We start from the raw sequence: 17,711 nt of genomic DNA on the forward strand, positions 1-17,711 counted from the left end.
GACTGCCCGCAGCCGCGGCACACACGGGATTCAGCCGCCGGCCACCGACTGGATCACCAGAACCTCCTGGCCCGGCGCCACCTCGGTTTCCAGCCCCTGCAGGCGGCGCACCTCGTCCCCGTCCACATAGACATTCACGAAGCGGCGCAGCGCGCCCGTCTCGTCGCGGAGCCGCCTGCCGAGAACGGCGTAGCCGGAGGTCACCGCATCCAGCAGCTCCCCCACCGTCACAGGCCCGTCGGCGGGCGCAGTCAGCACGGACTGCCCGCCGGCGAGGGGCTGCAGGACGCTCGGCAGGACCACTGCGATGTCAGGCACCGGCCACCACTGCCGCCCGGACACACAGCACATCCGGCAGGTGCGATGCTACTTCGGTAAAGGTGTCACCCTCATCCGCGCTGGCATAGACAGCGCCGCCGCGCGTGCCGAAATACACGCCCGCGGGTTCCGCCGTGTCCACCGAAGCGGCATCGCGCAGCACGCTGTTGTACTCGCCGGTGGGCAGGCCGGACGCCAGCCGCTTCCAGGTGGAGCCTGCATCGTCCGTGCGGTGCACCGCCAGTTCACCATCGGGCGGAATGCGTTCGCCGTCAGCTTTCAGCGGCACCACCCAGGCCGTCCCCGCGCGGCGGGGGTGGGTGAGCATCACGAATCCGAAATCAGCGGGCAGGCCGTCCGCGATGGAGGTCCAGGTCTCGGCATTGTCGTCCGTACGGTAGACGCCGTGATGGTTTTGCGCATAAAGGCGGCCTTCGACGGCGGCATCCGCGGCAATCTTGTGCACGCACTGGCCGAACTCAGGGTTGGGGTCGGGCATAAAGTAGGCCGAGATTCCCTTGTTGCGCGGCTCCCAGGAGGTGCCACCGTCAACCGACCGGTAAACGCCCCCAGTGCTCATAGCCACGTGGACGGTCTTCCCACTGGGATGGACCACGATGGAATGCGCCGCTGCGCCACCATATCCTGCACCCCACTCGCTGCGGTGCGGGTGGTCCCACAGCCCCCGGTTCAGTTCGAAGTGTTCGCCGCCGTCCGTGGATTTCCACACGGAAATGGGCTCCGCGCCAGCCCAGACCACCCCCGGCCGGGATTTGGCATCCGGATAGATCTGCCACACCCGCTCGACGGCCGCGCCGGTGTCCTCCGGAAACCTGATGGCCCCCTGCTCGGGCTCGGACCAGGTGGCGCCGAGGTCATCGGAATGGGCAACCGTGGGTCCCCAGTGCTCATTGCGGACGCCCACCATGATCCGGGTGCGCCCGTTCCGGGTATCGATCCCGATGCTGGGGATTTCGCTCATCAGGAAATGGGGGCCGGTGAAGGACCAGGTACTCCTGTCCTGGCTGGTGGCCAGCCACAGTCCCTTTTTAGTCCCGATCGCTAAGACAAAACTCTCTGCGGATGCCATGTCCCCCATGCAACCATCGCTGCGGGCGGCCCGCAACGGTTTTATGGCGGCAGAAGCCTCCGGGTCCTCGGGTCAGTCGACAAACTCCGACTGCGTCTCGATGAAATCCCAGTCGGCATCGCTCAGGACTGCTGCAGGGTTATCGGGGTGCGGTCCGCCCGCTTCCGCAATGCCCTGGAGCACGGGAAGCGGCAACTCCTCGGCACGGAGGTTCTCCCGCAGCCACTCCTTGGTGTCGAGGTCCAGGTCCAGCCACCACATGTAGATTTCCATGTCCACACACCTTTCGTATGCTTCAACGTTAGGCGCGGGGCCAACCGCGGACAAGGGAGGATCAAAAGAGTCGGCCGGTTTCCCACGCTGAACAAGTAGTACTCCCCCATTTCCGCGTAGGAGCAGGTATCGGCCCACGTCAGCGGCCCATAAAGTCGAGTACCTCCTACTCGCGACCCGCCCCTGCCGCCGCTCCTAGCCTGAAACCTCAAGCAAGCTGACCGTGCTGCTGGGGCATACGGCGTCAACGCTGGCACTCCCCGCGCGCATGGACCGCTACGGATAACTGGGGAGAAAAAATGAAACGCACCTTAGCCACTTTGGGGGTGGCAGGGCTGGGCCTGATTGGCCTCACTGCCCCTGCCATGGCCGCACCTGAGAAAGTCACCGTCTGCCACAACAACGGCAGCAGCTGGGAAGCGCTGGAATTCAACGTCAATGGCCTCAGCGGCCACGACCAGCACCCGTTGGACATCATTCCACCCACGTCGCAGTCGGCCGGCAAAAACTGGACCGACGCCGGCAAGCTCCTTTACGTCGACAACTGCGCGCCGCTGCCGCCGGGCGAAACACTGCCGGTCGTCGTTGAACCGCCGGTGGTCACACCCCCCGTGGTGACGCCGCCGGTCGACCCGCCCGTTGTGGTTGAGCCGGTCGTCGAGCAGCCGGTGGTGGTGCCCCCGGCCGAGCAGCCGGTCGTCCACCCGCCGGTGGCCGCCGAGGTGGTGGCTCCTCCGGCCGCGCCGCCTGCTGCCAGTGCACCTGTGGTTCCAGCGCAGCCCGCCGCCGCCACGCCACAGGTGCCGGCACGCACCGGTGCTGCCGCAAGCGCTACCACCAACCTCGGCACCAACAAGGGCTACAACGCACAGACAGCCGTTGGCGGGGCTGAATACTCCCCCGCCTGGGTTGCCGGGTTGGGCGCACTGGTGGCAGCAGGAGCCGCAGTGGCCGTACGCCGCAGGGCCGACGCCTCCGCCGCAGGCTAAGCCCGGGGCTCGAGCCGCGTTCCGCGGCCACTGACAAGGAAGGCGTCCCGCCAGTGCCCGGCGGGGCGCCTTCCTTCCCATCACCCCCTGCCAGCAGAGGAGTAGAGATGTCCCAGGATCGCAGCCGGCACGTTGCCCGGACCGGCCGCCGGTGGCGCCGCTTGAACCGCGGTGACCTCGCGATCCTCCTGTCCGGAATCCTGGCCTTCCTGGCCATTACGTTCGGCGGCCCACTGCTCCACCAGCCGCAGCCGGCCGCCGTCGGAAGCGTTGAAACGGCAACCCTTGCACCGGCAACCGCAGCACCGCTGGTGGGCAGCACGCCGGACATCCAAAGGCCGACGACGGCGCCCGCCGCGGCCGCTCCACCACAACCTGGACCGGTGCTGCCGGCAGCGGCGGCACCGGTCCGGATCCGGTACGGGGCGGCAGGCTTTGACGTGCCGGTGCACCCCCTGGACCTCGACGGCGCCGCGCAGGACAGCCAGACCATCGTGCCGCCGGAAACCAAGGACGGCTACTGGCTGGTTCCGTTCGGAACCCCCGGGGAGGGCTCAGCAAACACGACGTACGTGATCGGCCACAGCTGGGACGGAGCGGAGGCGCCGTTCAACCACTTGAGCTCAGCCTCCCGGGTGGGTGACCGCTTCGAGGTGGACACCGCTTCGGGAACGCTGACCTACCAGGTGGACAGCGTGACGACGTTCGTGAAGTCCAGCTTGAAGGACAGCCCCATCTGGGACATCGTGCCCAACCGCCTGGTCCTCATCTCCTGCTACACCGAAGACCCGTGGGGCAAGAACGTGGTGATAACGGCCTCACCTGCGCTTACGTGACGAGGCAGGACCTGTTCAAGGCAGTTGCCCGGGCGCACAATGAGCTATGACATCGGAACGGTTCAGTGGAACTGCCCCCCTGCTGGTGGGGATCATGCCCAAACAGCATCCGGAAGTCCTGCAGACCGCGGCCACCCTGGCCGCCCGGCTGGGCACGCCCCTGGTGTGCGCGTTTGTGGATGAGGCCAGCTACCTGGTGGAGTGGGACCCTGCCCGCTCGGCCCACCGCCTGTCGCTTCATCCGGACGCCGACGACGAGGACATCCGGACCCTGACAGCGGAACTCAAGTCAGACATCCAGTCAGCCGTGGACCAGGTGCCGCCCGGCAGCGGCACGGTGGACTGGACGCTCCGCACCCTCGCTGGCGATCCCGCCCGTGCGCTGGGCCAGCTGGCCGCCGAAGCCAACGTGCCGATGATCATTGTGGGCACGTCCGAACGTGGATTCTCGCACCGGCTTTCGGAGGCACTGAATGGTTCGGTGGGAGCCTGGCTGACCCACCACCAGAGCAAGCCCGTCCTGGTGGTTCCGTACCGGATGCCGGCTCACGAGGACAGACCGTAACCCCTCCCGGGGCTGCCGGCAGGGCTCGGAAATGGCACGCTGAAAATAAAGTGAAAGTAGTTATTCGCGGTGCTGGCGGACGCTAATACCAGCCAGTAAGCTGATTCAAGCAGGCCGGTCCACGCAGGTGGACACCGGTTTTTGCCCAAGAGCTGCTCCGGAGTGCGTATCCCCCAATAACGCACTCCGGAGCTTTTTTGTGCCCTTCTTCCCGAAAGTTTGCACATACCCCCTGGGGGTACTTGCCCGATACCCCTAAGGGGTATACGGTGGGTTCATGAACTCCATCCAAGAAGCAACCGCCGCGTCCGCAGTGGAGCACTTGCCGGAACACGGCTACACAGGAAACAAGGAGGCATACCTCCGCCGGCTGAAGCGCATCGAGGGGCAGGTTCGCGGCATTGCGCGGATGGTGGATGAGGACAAATACTGCATCGACATCCTCACCCAGGTGTCCGCCGTCACCAAAGCCCTGCATGCCGTCAGCCTGGGGCTGGTGGAGGAGCACATCGGCCACTGCGTGGTCGGGGCCGCCGCCGAACCCGACCCGGAAGCGCGCGCCGAAGCCATTGATGCAAAGGTCAAGGAAGCGGCCGAGGCCATCGGCAGACTGCTTCGCTAAACCCCCAACTGCACCCATCGCCGGCCACCGCCGGCCAGACGATCAGGAGCCAGCCATGAGCACCACCTCCCCCACCATCACAACCGTCAGCGTTTCCGGCATGACCTGCGGCCACTGCGTTTCCGCGGTCAGCGAAGAACTCGAAGCCCTTGCGGGGGTGGAAGCCGTGGACGTTGAACTCAACGCAGGCGGGATCTCCACCGTGACCATCACGTCCACCCAAAAACTGTCACCCTCGGAAATCGGCGAAGCAGTGGCAGAGGCCGGGTACCTGGTCGTTGCCAACGAAGCCTAGAAGGGCCAACGGGGACAAGACATGAGCCACCAGGACCTGCTCCGCCCGCCGGACACCCGCGTAGTGGAGCTCGATATCGAGGGCATGACCTGCGCCTCCTGCGTCAACCGCGTGGAGAAGAAGCTCGGCAAGCTCGAAGGCGTGGAGGCAACCGTCAACCTCCCGCTCGAATCGGCCTACGTCAGGGTTCCGGCCGGGATCACCGACGAACAACTCACAGCCACGGTTGAAGCGGCGGGCTACACGGCAAGAGTCCGCCAGCCGCACCGTCCGAGCCAAGGTACCAGTGAGGTCACCGATGCCCAGATCACAAGCGGGGACACCGGGGAAGCCGCAGCACCCGGGGGCGCCGCCGTCGAAGGTGACCATCTCGCCCACGGCGGCACAGCGGCGCAGCTCCTGCCCCGCCTGCTGGTGGCCGCCGTCCTGACGCTGCCCGTGTTCCTGGTTTCCATGGTCCCGGCGTTCCAGTTCGCCAACTGGGGCTGGGTTGCTGCCGCACTGGCACTGCCGGTGGTGACCTGGGCCGCCTGGCCGTTCCACCGGGCCGCAGCCATCAACGCGCGGCACTTCGCGTCCACCATGGACACCCTGGTATCCCTCGGCGTGGCCGCGGCCTACCTGTTCTCCGCCTGGCAGCTTGCCGCCGACCCCCGCATGACCGAGCACCCCGGCATGGAGGGAATGGAAACCGGCGGCCTGTACTTCGAGGTGGCGGCGGTGGTCACCACCTTCCTGCTCCTGGGCAGGTACCTGGAGGCGAACGCCAAGAAAAAGGCCGGCGACGCCCTGCAGGCCCTCCTCAACCTCGGGGCCAAGGACGCCACCATCCTGCATGACGGCGTGGAGCAGCGCGTCCCCGCGGACCGGCTTCAGGTGGGCAACGTCCTGGTGGTCCGGCCGGGTGAGAAGATCGCCACCGACGGCGTCGTGGTGGACGGCAACTCAGCGGTGGACGCCTCCCTGGTCACCGGCGAGTCCGTCCCCGTGGAAGTGGCACCCGGCTCAGCGGTCACCGGCGCCACCATCAACACCTCCGGAAGGCTGCTGGTCAAGGCAACCAGGGTGGGCTCGGAAACCACCCTGGCGCAGATGGCCCGGCTGGTATCGCAGGCACAGACGGGCAAGGCGCCCATCGCCCGGCTGGCGGACCGTATCAGCGCTGTCTTCGTGCCGGTGGTCCTGGCCATTGCGGCGGCCACTTTCGCGCTGTGGCTCCTGTTCTCCGGCCCGGACGTGACCGGCGGCGAGCTGCGCTCGGCCTTCACGGCCGCCGTCGCGGTCCTGGTCATTGCCTGCCCCTGCGCATTGGGCCTGGCCACGCCGGTTGGCCTGCTGACCGGTACCGGCCGCGGAGCGCAACTGGGCATCCTCATCAAGGGCCCGCAGGTCCTCGAGGATACCCGCACCGTGGACACCATCCTGCTCGACAAGACCGGGACGGTGACCACCGGCGTCCTGGCCGTTGATGCCACCGCTGCCTTCAGCAGCTTCACGGAGGACGAAGTGCTCAGGCTGGCCGGAGCGGTGGAGTCTGCGTCCGAGCACCCCGTGGCGCACGCCATCGCGGCAGCGGCAAAGCAGGCCATGCACGACGACGGCGCCCTGCCCGCCGTCCAGGCCTTCCGTTCAGCACCCGGCGGCGGAGTCCTGGGCACCGTCGAGGGCCGGCTGGTGGTGGCCGGCCGCACCGGGTGGCTTGAGGACAACGGCATTCCCTTTACGGGCGGACAGCAGGAGGTGCTGGCAGCGGCGGAGGCCGGAGGCGCCACCGCAATCTGGGTTGCCGTGGACGGCACCCCGGCCGGCGTGATCAGCCTGCGGGACACCGTCAAGGAAGGATCCGCCGCGGCTGTTGCCCGGCTGAAGCACCTGGGGCTGCGTCCCATCCTGCTGACCGGCGACAATGCCGCCGTAGCCGCCCAGGTGGCTGCCGCCGTCGGCATTGATGCGGCGGACGTGTATGCGGGTGTCCTGCCGGAAGGAAAGGTTGAGGCCGTCCGCCGGCTGCAGGCCGGCGGGGCAACGGTGGCCATGGCCGGCGACGGCGTCAACGACGCTGCGGCCCTGGCGCAGGCGGACCTGGGGATTGCCATGGGTTCCGGCACCGACGTGGCCATCGAGGCCGCGGACCTGACCGTCATGGGCAACGACCTCACCCAAGTGGCCCAGGCCATCGAGCTCTCCAGGAAAACCCTGGCGACGATCAAAACGAACCTGTTCTGGGCCTTTTTCTACAACGCGGTGGGCATTCCCGTGGCCGCGCTGGGGCTGCTCAACCCCATGATCGCCGGTGCCGCGATGGCTGCGAGCTCGGTCCTGGTGGTGGCCAACTCACTGCGGCTGCGCAGCTTCGGCAGGTAGCCCCGCCGCCGGGAAACCGGACCGTTTAGGCGGCGCCGTACCGGACGGCGGCGCGGGCCTTCGCCTTGGCAGCCTCGGCGTCCCGGTCCTTGGGCGGGGCCTGCGTCACCAGCGAATCGAGGAGGTGCTGGGTGATGTGGGCGATCTCGTGGACCGCCTCGTCGAAGGCCTCCTGGTTGGCCTTGGAGGGCTTGGTGCTGCCGCTGATCTTGCGCACGTACTGCAGCGCGGCGGCATGCACTTCCTCGGAGGTGGCGTGCGGCTCGAAGTTGTGGAGGGTTCGGATATTCCGGCACATAAGGCCATGCTAGGCTCTGGAGCGCCTGGGATCGACCCCTTCCGTGCGGGTTGGCAGGCATCCGTCCATGGGGAGTCCGGCATGGGCAGGGGTGCCCATCGACACTGTTTGAGCGGCCGGGATAGGTTTTAGGCAATGGATCTTCCGGATGAGCCGGGAGGCCGCTGGGGATGCCGACCGTATTCGGATCCACTAACCAAGAGGAGAAACTGATGGCTATTTGGGGTGCAGACGTTGAGCAGCTTCGCCAGCTCGGCAGCAAGCTTCAGGCAGGTGCGTCCGAGATCGAGACGCAGAAGTCCACTCTCACCAAGGTTCTGAGCAGCACCAACTGGGAGGGCCCGGACGCGGACAAGTTCCGCAACGAGTGGTCCGGAACCCACACCGCCATGCTGACCAAGGTTGCCGAGGCGCTCAAGGACGCCGGCAGCCAGGCCAAGCGGAACGCTGAAGAGCAGAGCCAGGCCTCCCGCTAACCTTCCGGTCGCGAAGGCTTGCAGCAGGGCCCGGACACCATACGGCGTCCGGGCCCTGCCCTTTAAGCCTCGCGGCTGCCGGCTGCTGCTGCCCGGCCTAGGGGACGGGTTCGACGTCGTTCGCGTGCTCCAGCGGGGACGGCGCCTTCGGTTCGGCTTCCCCGCCAGGCCCCGCCTCTGTTTCCGCGGCCGGGGCGCGCAGTTCATCGAGCCGCACCAGGATGACGCCGCCGACGATCAGCACACCGCCCAGCAGCTGGATGGCACCGGGCAGTTCGCCCAGCAGGAGCCAGGCCCAGACCACGGCGAAGAGCACCTCGGTGAGCGAGACGAAGGACGCCACCTTGGAGCCGAGGGCACGGGCAGCCATGATGCCTGAGACGTAGGCGAGCACTGTCGCCAGGACCACGAGGCCGGCGAGGGAGACCCACCAGGGGGCAACCCATCCCCCGAGCTTCGTGTCTGCCGTGCTGAACGCCATGGGCAGCAGGCCGGTTGCGCCGGCCAGCCACATTACCGCTGCACCCACCATCAGGCCGCCCGAGGCCAGCACGATGGGCGGCAGGGTGTCGTTCTCCTTGGCGGTGATGAAGAAGTACATGGCCAGGCAGACCGCTGCGGCAATCCCCCAGAGGACGCCCACGGGATCCACCTTCACGGCGCCGGTGAGGTCCAGGACCAGCACCAGGCCGGCCAGGGAGAGCAGGGTTCCGCCGAGCGTCAGCGCGCGCGGACGCTTCCGGCTGGCAGCCCAGAGCCAGAGGACGATCAGGACGGGCGCCAGATACTCCAGGAGCAGGGCGACTCCCACGGACAGCCGGGCCACCGCATTGAAGTAGAACAGCTGGCAGGCCGCCACCCCGATCAGGCCAAACAGGAGGATGGTCAGCCAGTTGTCCCGCAGCTGGTGCCAGCGTCCACGCAGGGCAAGGACGGCGGGGATGGCAAGGATCAGGGCGGCGCCGGTCAGCCGGAGCGTCACGGCCGCTCCCGTAGACCAGCCGGTTTCCAGCAGGGCTTTAGCGAACGAGCCGGAGGTTCCAAAGACGGCGGAGGAAAACAGCGCGACGCCAAGTCCGGAGGCCAGGAATCCCCGGCCGGCCGCCGGGGCCACGCGGCTGCGGGGTTGGTTGTTGGCGGCAGGCACCGTCGCCTCCTGTCAGGAGTAAAGTGGGGTATTGGTCATGACAGTACCCGTCTGCACTGTAAGGAGTCAAGATGGTTTTTGCCCCTGACACCGAGGTGGCGCTGCGCTCCGTGGTGGGCCTGATTAATTCGGCGGCGAACGGACGGGAAGGGCTGGCTGCCCAGGCGGACCTTGATGCCTTCCTGGAAGCCGAGGGATTTACCGGCTCAAGGACCAGGGATGCCGCGGAACTGGACAGCGTCCGCGCACTGCGGCGCGAGCTCACCCTGCTCTGGACCGCGGATGAGGACACGGCCGTGGAAATCGTGAACCGGCTGCTGCGCGAGGCAAAGGCCCTGCCCCAGCTGGTCAAGCACGATGGCTGGGACTGGCACCTTCATGCGTCGGTGCCCGAAGCGCCGCTGGCCGACCGGATGAGCACCGAAGCGGCCATGGCCCTGGCGGACGTGATCCGCGGCAAGGAGATGGACCGGCTGCGAACGTGCGAGGCGGAGGACTGCGACGCTGTTGTCCTTGACCTCACCCGGAACAGGTCCAAGCGCTACTGCGATACCGGGAACTGCGCCAACCGTGCACATGTGGCCGCCTACCGGGCGCGGCAGGCGGCAGCGGGCTGACCGGGTGGAAAGTCGGCCCGCAGGCGGGTCAGCGCTCCGCTGGTCCTTCAGGGCCGGCGTCGGAGGCGGGCGGGTTGGCGGCGCCCGGCCCGAAGCCATGGGAGGGCTTCTTGGCTGAGCTGAGGTTGATGCCGGAGCCCTTGCCCAGGTGCTCGGCGTTTTCCTTGTAGCTCATGGACAGCATGGCCGCGATGACCAGGGTGACGATGAAGGCGATGCCGGCGCCGGTGAGCGCGAGGTCGAAGCGGGGCGTCTTGGCGCTGCCGCCCGAGGCGAAGATGAGTACCGCCATGAAGGTGACGACGGCCCAGAACGCGGAGAACATCAGCGGCCCCTTCACCGAGGTCCGCAGCCTGCGCGGTTTTCCTGGATGCTGGTCTGCCACTGTAAGTCCTCCCTGCAGGCGGCATGCCGGCCGTCCTGGTTTAGGTGATGTGCTGGTGCGCCCGGCCCAATTTTCTACGAGGAGTAGAACCGCGCCCTCCTAGTTTACGGCTTGCGGGCACCGGTCCGGGCATCGTGCCTTAGCGTCAGGCCGGAGAGCACCCACAACACGCCGGAAATAATGGCTCCACCGCCGGCCACTCCCAGCAGGGCGTGGGCGCCGAGGCTGATGAAGAAGGGCAGGACGGCGGCGGTTCCGAGGCCAATGATGCCGGACGCGACCCAGTCCCGGGCCAGGACGTGCCGGCGGCGCTGGCGGAGGCCGCACCACAGCTCAAGGGCCCCGACGGCGCCCAGGCCAAGGGCCGCCACAACGGCGAACAGCAGGTCGCCGTGCAGCAGCACCAGCGCGAAACCGGCACCGGTCAGCACCGAGCCGGCTGCGGAGAGGAGTTTGCCGGATGCGGACTCCCGCGGGAAACCCGTGGCCGGCGCACCCCAGAGGGTTACGATGCCGGTGCCCAGCAGGTACAGCCCGCCGGCCCAGCCCATGACTTCGATAGAGGGCGAGGGCCAGAAGATAGTCACGGCACCGAACACCAGCGCAGCCGCCGAGCGGAGCAGGACCGGCTTCCAGAGGTCGGACTGGGGAGCGGCTTCGGGAGCGGCGCCTGCGGGGGTAAGTGGTTGCGTCACCGGACCAGTTTAGTGGGGAGCGCTTCGCCGCGTATCGAGGGCCGGTCGCAACAGTCAGGCCGAGCCCAGGACCATCCACCGGTCCGACCGGGCCCGGAGGCCCAAAGTCACTGCCCGGGCAGCCATGTAGCCCACCGCGAAAGCGGCCCAGAGCCAGCCCAGGCCTGCTCCACCGGCAGCGCCGGACCAGGCGACGGCGGCCAGCAGGGGCAGATAGACGGCGAGGTTCACCAGTCCCGCCAGCGCCAGGTACCTGGCATCCCCGGCACCAATCAGCACCCCGTCCAGGACGAAGACATACCCGGCGACAGGCTGGCCGGCGGCAACAATCCACAGGGCAACAGCCAGGACGGACTGCACTTCCCGGTCGGACGTGAAGAGTGCCCCCACCCAGGGTGCCACCGCGGCCAGCAGCAGGCCGGTCAGCACGCCGAAGCCGATGCCCCAGCGGATCATCGTCCGCGTGAGCTCGCGCGCCTTGGCGGCATTGCAGGCCCCCAGCTCCTTGCCGATCAACGCCTGGGCGGCAATAGCCAGCGCATCCAGGGCAAAAGCCAGGAACGAAAAGATTGTCATCGCCAGCTGGTGCGCTGCAAGGTTCACGGCGCCCTGCGCGGTCACCACCAGCACCGTCACCAGGATGGCTGCGCGCAGGCTCAAGGTCCGCAGCATGAGCCACGACCCCACTTTGGTCATGCTCCGGATCCCGCGCCAGCTGGGGAGGAGGCTGACCCCGTGCCGGACGGCGTTGCGCCGGACCATCACCACATAGACGCAGGCCATGGCCCACTGCGCGACGCTGGTCCCAACCGCTGAACCGGTGACCGACCAGCCCAGGCCGTAGACCAGCCACAGGTTCAGGACAATGTTGATCCCGAAGCCTGCGGTGGCAACCACCAGCGGCGTCCGCGTATCCTGCAGGCCGCGGAGGACGCCGGTGCCCGCGAAGACCAGGAGCATGGCCACCAGTCCCGGCATGGACCAGCGAAGGTAGTTCACCGCGAAGGTGCGGACCTCCCCTTCCGCGCCCATCAACCCGATCAGCGGCTCAGCCGCCACGAAGCCGGCCACCGCAAGGACCACACCCAGCAGCAATGCCAGCCACACGCCGTCGCGCCCGGCCGCCAGGGCCTTGCCCAGCTGCCCCTCGCCGATGGCACGGGCCACCGCCGGGGTTGTTGAGTAGGCCAGGAACACCATGAGCCCGACGGCGGTGTGCAGCACAGCCGATGCCAGCCCCACGCCGGCCAGCTGCTCCACCCCCAGGTGCCCCACGATGGCGGAGTCAGCGAGCAGGAACAGCGGTTCGGCCACCAGAGCGCCGAAGGCGGGGACGGCGAGGCGGAGGATTTCCCTGCCGTTGCTCCGGCGGGTTGCCGCGGGAAGGGGGGCTGAAAGTTGGGGCACCGTGCCAGCTTAACCGGGAGACTCATTGCCGCGTCTTCGGACGCACCTGCATGACAAAGCCCACACTTCGCGCCACATAGTTGACTCTTCAACTATTCCTCCTGAAGACTGGAAAGCATGAACCAGCCCCGACTTACCACTACTGCCCTCACCACCCTGCGCATCGTCCTCGGCTTTCTCTTCGCAGCCCATGGCTGGCAGAAGTTTTCCGAATGGACTATCGCCGGCACCCAGGCCTCCTTCGCCAAGATGGGCGTGCCCGCAGCAGAGATCGCAGCCCCGGCAGTGGCCGTGCTCGAACTCGCCGGTGGCATTGCCCTGATTCTGGGCATCCTCACCCGGGTGGTTGCCGCCCTCCTGGCCCTCGACATGCTGGGCGCACTCTTCCTGGTGCACGCGTCCGCGGGTGTCTTTGCCGCGAACGGCGGCTTCGAACTGGTGCTGCTGCTGGCAGCGGCCGCCTTCGCACTGGCGCTCACCGGAGCCGGCCGCCTTTCGGTGGACCGGGCCCTCTTCGGCCGCGGCAATTCCAAGCTGGCTGTCCTCGCGTAACAGAAACTCGGAAAGCCAGCGCCCGACGGCGGCCGCGCACTCTGGGCCCGGCCGCCGTCGGGCATTTAACCAAACGGATCTGATGCCATTTACCAACAAATTCGAACAGCAAATATCACTATCGCGCGGGAAAGATCGGGAAAACGCTTGCCCTTCCCCCCGGCAAGCTGATAAACCATGGTGAGTGCAGCGTGCGAGCTGCATCACCCGCACCCAGGTCTCAGCCTCTTCACCGGTTCCCTTTCGGGATCCACCTTCGATTGCAGCAAGCACCCTTCAGCGGACGCGCTGCTTTTGAATCGTTACAACCGACCGGGCTGCGTTGCCACCGCTCATCGAAGGAGATGTCCGTGAACCAACCCCCGCAACCCATCCCTCCCACCCTGGAAGACCCGCCGCGCCGACGACGGCTGGCCGCTTCCGGTGCCAGGGCTGCCACTGCAGCCATCGCCTCGGCGGCGATAGCCTTCACCGGCCTTCCCGCCGTCCAGGCGGACACTGCCCTGCCGCCTGCGGGAAGCGGATTCAAGTTCGACTTTGGTCCCGGTGCTACGGCCGCCGGCTACACGCACGTGGATGCAGGCACGCAGTACTCCGCAGCAGGAAAGTTCGGCTTCACGGACACCTCAGCCACCTCCGGGGCGGACCGCGGCACCGGCGACGCCCTGCGTTCGGACTTTGTCCAGGCCCAGGGCAGCACCTTCCTCGTGGACCTTCCGAACGGCGATTACACCGTCAAGCTGATAGCGGGCGATGCCACGGAAGCAACCAACATCGCCATCACGGCCGAGAAGATGGCCAAGGTCCAGCTCACGGACAAGCCTGCCGGCCAGTACCTGGAAATGGAGTTCCCCATTTCGCTGGTGGACGGCCAGCTGAACCTCGACTTCAGCGGCACGGCCGCCAAGATCAACTCGCTGGTCATCGCTGCGCGGGCCCCCCGCACCGCCACCACCGATCCCGGCGTCTACCTTGCGGGCGACTCCACGGTCCAGACCTACGATCCCGGCTACGTCCCGCAGGCAGGCTGGGGCCAGATGATCGACCGCTACTTTGACGGCGCCGTGACCTTCCGCAACCACGCCATCGGCGGACGGAGCTCCAAGAACTTCATCAGCCAGGGGCGCCTGGACGAAATCCTCCGCGTCATCAATCCCGGCGACTACCTGATGGTCCAGTTCGGCCACAATGACGCCACTATCGGCGTGGATGACCGGTACGCGTCGCCCGCCGACTACAAGGAGTACCTCCGCACTTACGTCCACGGTGCCCGCCAGCGCGGTGCGACCCCCATCCTGGTGACGCCGGTGGGCCGCCGTGACTACGACGAGGCCACAGGCAAGTTCCGCGTCAGCTTCCCCGAATACGTCGCCAAGATGCAGGAGCTTGCCGCAGAGGAAAGCGTGCCACTGGTGGACCTCTCCGCTTCCAGCCGTGCGTACTACGACCAGATCGGCCCCGAGGACACCAAGTCGGTCTTCCTCCACGTCGATGCCGGCGTCTACCCCAACCGGCCCACCGGCACCGTGGACAACACCCACTTCCAGGAGTACGGCGCCATCCAGATCGCCCGCCTGGTCGCAGGCGGGGTGAAGGGCCTGAACCTGCCCCTGGCCACGCGCGTCCGCGAGGTGGCGCCGCCGTCGTCCGTTCCCGCCAAGCCGCAGGGCCTGGTGGCGGGCAGCATCTCCAATGCCGGGGCACTGCTCAAGTGGCAGCCGGTGGAAGGTGCCGACATCTACAAGGTGTACCGCAAGCTGGCGGACGAGCCGGATACCGCCTACAAACTCGCCACTACCGCCACTGTTCCCACCGCCAACCTGGCCGGTCTTGCCGAAGGCACGGCCTACAGCGTGCGGGTGGCCGCCATGAACGGCAAGGGCCTGTCCGAGCCCAGCGACGCCCTGGCCCTGACCACCAAGAAGGCGAAGTACAAGTTCGACTTCGGTCCGGTGGGGGCGCCGGTGGAAGCCGGCTACACCGAGGTGAACCGGACCATGGCGTACACGCCGGAGCGGACGTTCGGCTTCAAGGACACCTCCGTCCTCAGCGACCGCGACCGCGGCGCCGTGACCAGCAACCTCCTCCGGGACTTCGTCCTGAGCGGCAGCAGCTTCGAATTCCGGCTGGACGTCCCCAACGGCACCTACGCACTGAAGACGTACCACAGCGACTGGATCGGCTCCACCCGGACGGACGTTGCTGCCGAAGGCATCCCGTTCGGCCAGGTGTCCTCCGGAAAAGAATCCTCTGCCACCAAGATCATCAACCAGGTCCTGGTCTCCGACGGACAGCTGAACCTGGCCATCAGCGGATCGGGCCAGCGGCTCAACGGCCTGGAGGTCACCCCGCTGCTGGTGGGGCCCACCAACCTGCGCACCACCGCCGTGAACGCCGCAGGCGACCCCGCCACCGTGGATCTGGCCTGGGATCCGGTGGACGACGCCGCGAGCTACAAGGTTTTCCGCCAGGCCTCTTTTGAGGCCGACCCGCAGCTGGTGGCCGATCACGTGACGGCTCCGGCCTTCCAGGACACCACCGCTTTCCCGGGGCTCACGTACAAGTACTTCGTGACGGCGCTGGACAGCACCGGCCTCGAGTCGGTCCGCTCCAACACCGCGGAGACCGCGCTGGTTGACCCCGCGACCCCGGTCCCCGCAGCCACCGGCAAGGTTGACATCAAGGCAGTGGAGAAGACCAGTGTGACCCTCAAATGGCAGAAGGTGGCCGACGCCGCCGCCTACCAGGTCTACCGCTCCACTTCCCTGGACGGTCCGTTCGAGTACGTCGGCCGCGCCACGGAAGTGAACTTCACCGACTACACCGTGCTGACCACCATCAAGTACTACTACCGCGTGATCACCGTCAACAAGGGCGGTGAGTCCGCCCCCTCCCCCGTGATCGGCACGGAGAAGGTCACGGTGGTCAACCGGCAGATGGAGCAGATTGACCGTGCTCCCGTGGCGCTCCTGACCGAGGGCGGTGTACGACTAGGCTGGCGCATGCTGGGCCTGGACCCGGAGCAGATCGGGTTCCATGTGATCCGCGACGGCGTACAGCTCACCGGGGAGCCCATCCGCAACAGCACCACCTTCCTTGACCTGGCGGGGACGGCTGCTTCCCGCTACGCCATCAAGGCCGTTGGTGCCGGTGCCGACCAGCTGACCGCGGAGTTCACGCCGCTGGCGCAGGACTACCTGGCGGTGAAGCTGGACAAGCCGGCTGACGACTACACCAAGGACGGGCAGCCCTACACCTACTCCGCCGGTGACGCGAGCGTCGCGGACCTGGACGGGGACGGCACGTACGAAATCATCCAGATGTGGTCCCCGTCCAATTCCAAGGACAACTCGCAGGCGGGCTACACCGGCACCGTCTACGTGGATGCCTACCGGATGGATGGCACCAGGCTCTGGCGGATCAACATGGGACCGAACATCCGTGCCGGCGCGCACTACACCCAGCTCCTGGCATACGACTTCGACGGCGACGGCAAGGCCGAGGTGGCCATGAAGACCGCGGACGGAACCCGTGACGGCGCCGGAACGGTCATCGGCAACGCCGGCGCCGACTACCGCAACAGCAGCGGCTACGTGCTCACCGGCCCGGAATTCCTCACCGTCTTCCATGGTGCCACCGGCACCGTGATGGACACCGTGGCCTATGACCCGCCCCGCGGGGATGTGGGGGCATGGGGAGATACCTACGGCAACCGCGTGGACCGGTTCCTGGGTGCCGTGGCCTACCTGGACGGGGAGCGCCCGTCCATGATGTTCAGCCGCGGCTACTACACCCGTGCAGTCCTGGCGGCGTACGACCTTGTGGGCGGCAAGATCACCAAACGCTGGATCTTCGACTCTGACGCCAGCGGCACGCAGTACCGCGGGCAGGGCAACCACAACATGTCCGTCGCCGACGTGGACGCGGACGGCAAGGACGAGTTCGTCTTCGGTTCCATGACGATCGACGACAACGGCAAGCCGCTCTACACCACCGGCCTGGGCCACGGCGACGCCATCCACACCAGCGATTTCGACCCGTCCCGCCCGGGGCTGGAGACCTTTGCAGCCCACGAGGACATGGGATCCAGCGGCAACCGGGGCGCCACCTTCCGCGACTCGAAGACCGGTGCGGTCCTGTGGAGCATCCCTGCCGTGAAGGACACCGGCCGGGCGGCGATGGGCGACATCGATCCCCGGCACCCCGGCGCCGAGGGCTGGGCCATCGGCGGGGACGCCGCCTGGAACTCCCCCGTCGGCCAGCTCCGCTCCGCCAAGGGGGAGCTGATCGCCGAGAAGATTCCGGCCGCCAACTTCCTGGCCTGGTGGGACGGGGACCTGCTCCGCGAAATCGTCGACCACGACTGGGACGCCACCACAAGCACCGGCACGCCCAGCATCGCCAAGTGGAACTGGCAGGCCGCAGCAAGCGAACGGCTGCTGACCGCAACCGGCGCAAAGTCGAACAACAGCACCAAGGGAACGCCTGCCATCCAGGCCGATCTGCTGGGTGACTGGCGGGAGGAAATTGCCTGGCCTTCTGCTGACAGCACCGAGCTGCGGATCTACACCACCACGGCGGGCACGGACGTCCGGCTCCGGACCCTGATGCACGATCCGGTGTACCGCCTGTCGGTGGCGCGGGAGAACGTCTCCTACAACCAGCCGCCGCACCCGGGCTTCTTCATGGGTGTTGGAATGGAACTTCCCGCCCAGCCGGATATCGTGTACACCCGGGCCGGCTAGGGGATTCCCGCAATGCTGCCCCGCCCGCCTTTCCGGC

Annotated in this window: 18 protein-coding genes; 10 read left to right on the plus strand and 8 right to left on the minus strand. The window is 67.3% G+C overall.

All coding sequences use genetic code 11. The features are described 5' to 3' along the window. Nucleotides 1-30 precede the first annotated feature (30 nt). The 3 genes from ACJJV6_RS07575 to ACJJV6_RS07585 all read right to left on the minus strand — a co-directional run bounded on the left by ACJJV6_RS07575 (nt 31) and on the right by ACJJV6_RS07585 (nt 1,681). A complete protein-coding gene (locus ACJJV6_RS07575) occupies nt 31-351 on the minus strand; it encodes a MoaD/ThiS family protein (RefSeq protein WP_407710247.1) in 321 nt (106 codons plus the stop codon). Next, a complete protein-coding gene (locus tag ACJJV6_RS07580; protein WP_354176174.1) occupies nt 311-1,417 on the minus strand; it encodes an exo-alpha-sialidase in 1,107 nt (368 codons plus the stop codon). The genes ACJJV6_RS07575 and ACJJV6_RS07580 overlap by 41 nt, the downstream gene beginning before the upstream one ends. 63 nt (nt 1,418-1,480) lie before the next feature. Further along, entirely contained in the window at nt 1,481-1,681 is a 201-nt protein-coding gene (locus tag ACJJV6_RS07585; protein WP_009357062.1) for a hypothetical protein, read from the minus strand. Nucleotides 1,682-1,980: 299 nt separating this feature from the next. On the opposite strand from ACJJV6_RS07585, the gene ACJJV6_RS07590 reads away from it, so the two are divergent. The 6 genes from ACJJV6_RS07590 (at nt 1,981) to ACJJV6_RS07615 (ending at nt 7,352) form a co-directional block, all read left to right on the plus strand. Then, nucleotides 1,981-2,670: a hypothetical protein gene (locus ACJJV6_RS07590; protein WP_200859137.1), complete on the plus strand. Its 690-nt coding sequence runs from the start codon at nt 1,981-1,983 to the stop codon at nt 2,668-2,670. 107 nt (nt 2,671-2,777) lie between these two features. Then, nucleotides 2,778-3,506 carry a class F sortase gene (locus ACJJV6_RS07595; RefSeq protein WP_009357064.1) on the plus strand — a complete coding sequence of 243 codons (729 nt, stop codon included), beginning with the start codon at nt 2,778-2,780 and terminating at the stop codon, nt 3,504-3,506. A 46-nt stretch (nt 3,507-3,552) separates the two neighbouring features. Further along, the gene (locus ACJJV6_RS07600) at nt 3,553-4,071 is read left to right on the plus strand and encodes a universal stress protein (protein ID WP_009357065.1); all 519 of its coding nucleotides are present in this window, start codon (nt 3,553-3,555) and stop codon (nt 4,069-4,071) included. 277 nt (nt 4,072-4,348) lie between these two features. After that, complete coding sequence (locus ACJJV6_RS07605) at nt 4,349-4,693, plus strand: metal-sensitive transcriptional regulator (protein ID WP_009357066.1); 345 nt, start codon at nt 4,349-4,351, stop codon at nt 4,691-4,693. Nucleotides 4,694-4,748: 55 nt separating this feature from the next. After that, nucleotides 4,749-4,988 (plus strand): heavy-metal-associated domain-containing protein, encoded by a 240-nt coding sequence (locus ACJJV6_RS07610; protein ID WP_009357067.1) that lies wholly within the window; start codon nt 4,749-4,751, stop codon nt 4,986-4,988. A 21-nt stretch (nt 4,989-5,009) separates the two neighbouring features. Then, entirely contained in the window at nt 5,010-7,352 is a 2,343-nt protein-coding gene (locus ACJJV6_RS07615) for a cation-translocating P-type ATPase (RefSeq protein WP_009357068.1), read from the plus strand. Nucleotides 7,353-7,377: 25 nt separating this feature from the next. Here ACJJV6_RS07615 and ACJJV6_RS07620 read toward each other — a convergent pair whose 3' ends face one another. Beyond that, on the minus strand, nt 7,378-7,650 hold the full coding sequence (locus ACJJV6_RS07620) for a DUF2277 domain-containing protein (RefSeq protein ID WP_009357069.1): 273 nt from the start codon (nt 7,648-7,650) through the stop codon (nt 7,378-7,380). 212 nt (nt 7,651-7,862) lie between these two features. Between ACJJV6_RS07620 and ACJJV6_RS07625 the strand changes: the two genes are divergently transcribed. Further along, nucleotides 7,863-8,126 carry a WXG100 family type VII secretion target gene (locus ACJJV6_RS07625; protein ID WP_009357070.1) on the plus strand — a complete coding sequence of 88 codons (264 nt, stop codon included), beginning with the start codon at nt 7,863-7,865 and terminating at the stop codon, nt 8,124-8,126. A gap of 97 nt (nt 8,127-8,223) precedes the next feature. Here ACJJV6_RS07625 and ACJJV6_RS07630 read toward each other — a convergent pair whose 3' ends face one another. Then, nucleotides 8,224-9,273, minus strand: a complete 1,050-nt coding sequence (locus tag ACJJV6_RS07630; RefSeq protein ID WP_354176169.1) for an EamA family transporter — start codon at nt 9,271-9,273, stop codon at nt 8,224-8,226. 71 nt (nt 9,274-9,344) lie between these two features. Between ACJJV6_RS07630 and ACJJV6_RS07635 the strand changes: the two genes are divergently transcribed. After that, nucleotides 9,345-9,890: a CGNR zinc finger domain-containing protein gene (locus tag ACJJV6_RS07635; protein ID WP_009357071.1), complete on the plus strand. Its 546-nt coding sequence runs from the start codon at nt 9,345-9,347 to the stop codon at nt 9,888-9,890. Between the two features lie 28 nt (nt 9,891-9,918). On the opposite strand, the gene ACJJV6_RS07640 is transcribed toward ACJJV6_RS07635, so the two are convergent. From ACJJV6_RS07640 to ACJJV6_RS07650, 3 genes are all read right to left on the minus strand, one after another. Further along, nucleotides 9,919-10,275 (minus strand): hypothetical protein, encoded by a 357-nt coding sequence (locus tag ACJJV6_RS07640; RefSeq protein WP_133350384.1) that lies wholly within the window; start codon nt 10,273-10,275, stop codon nt 9,919-9,921. Between the two features lie 104 nt (nt 10,276-10,379). Continuing rightward, the gene (locus tag ACJJV6_RS07645; protein WP_407710248.1) at nt 10,380-10,970 is read right to left on the minus strand and encodes a DUF308 domain-containing protein; all 591 of its coding nucleotides are present in this window, start codon (nt 10,968-10,970) and stop codon (nt 10,380-10,382) included. 54 nt (nt 10,971-11,024) lie between these two features. Beyond that, nucleotides 11,025-12,377, minus strand: coding sequence for an MATE family efflux transporter (locus ACJJV6_RS07650; protein ID WP_009357073.1), 1,353 nt, complete (start codon nt 12,375-12,377; stop codon nt 11,025-11,027). A gap of 117 nt (nt 12,378-12,494) precedes the next feature. Here ACJJV6_RS07650 and ACJJV6_RS07655 point away from each other — a divergent pair, with 117 nt between their 5' ends. Together ACJJV6_RS07655 and ACJJV6_RS07660 are read left to right on the plus strand one after the other, a co-directional pair. After that, the gene (locus ACJJV6_RS07655) at nt 12,495-12,929 is read left to right on the plus strand and encodes a DoxX family protein (RefSeq protein WP_009357074.1); all 435 of its coding nucleotides are present in this window, start codon (nt 12,495-12,497) and stop codon (nt 12,927-12,929) included. A 344-nt stretch (nt 12,930-13,273) separates the two neighbouring features. Beyond that, complete coding sequence (locus ACJJV6_RS07660; protein ID WP_152419531.1) at nt 13,274-17,674, plus strand: fibronectin type III domain-containing protein; 4,401 nt, start codon at nt 13,274-13,276, stop codon at nt 17,672-17,674. The last annotated feature ends 37 nt before the right edge of the window (nt 17,675-17,711 follow it).

Origin of the sequence: Arthrobacter nitrophenolicus, from assembly GCF_045833485.1 — a bacterium.
Taxonomy (GTDB): Bacteria; Actinomycetota; Actinomycetes; order Actinomycetales; family Micrococcaceae; genus Arthrobacter; species Arthrobacter nitrophenolicus.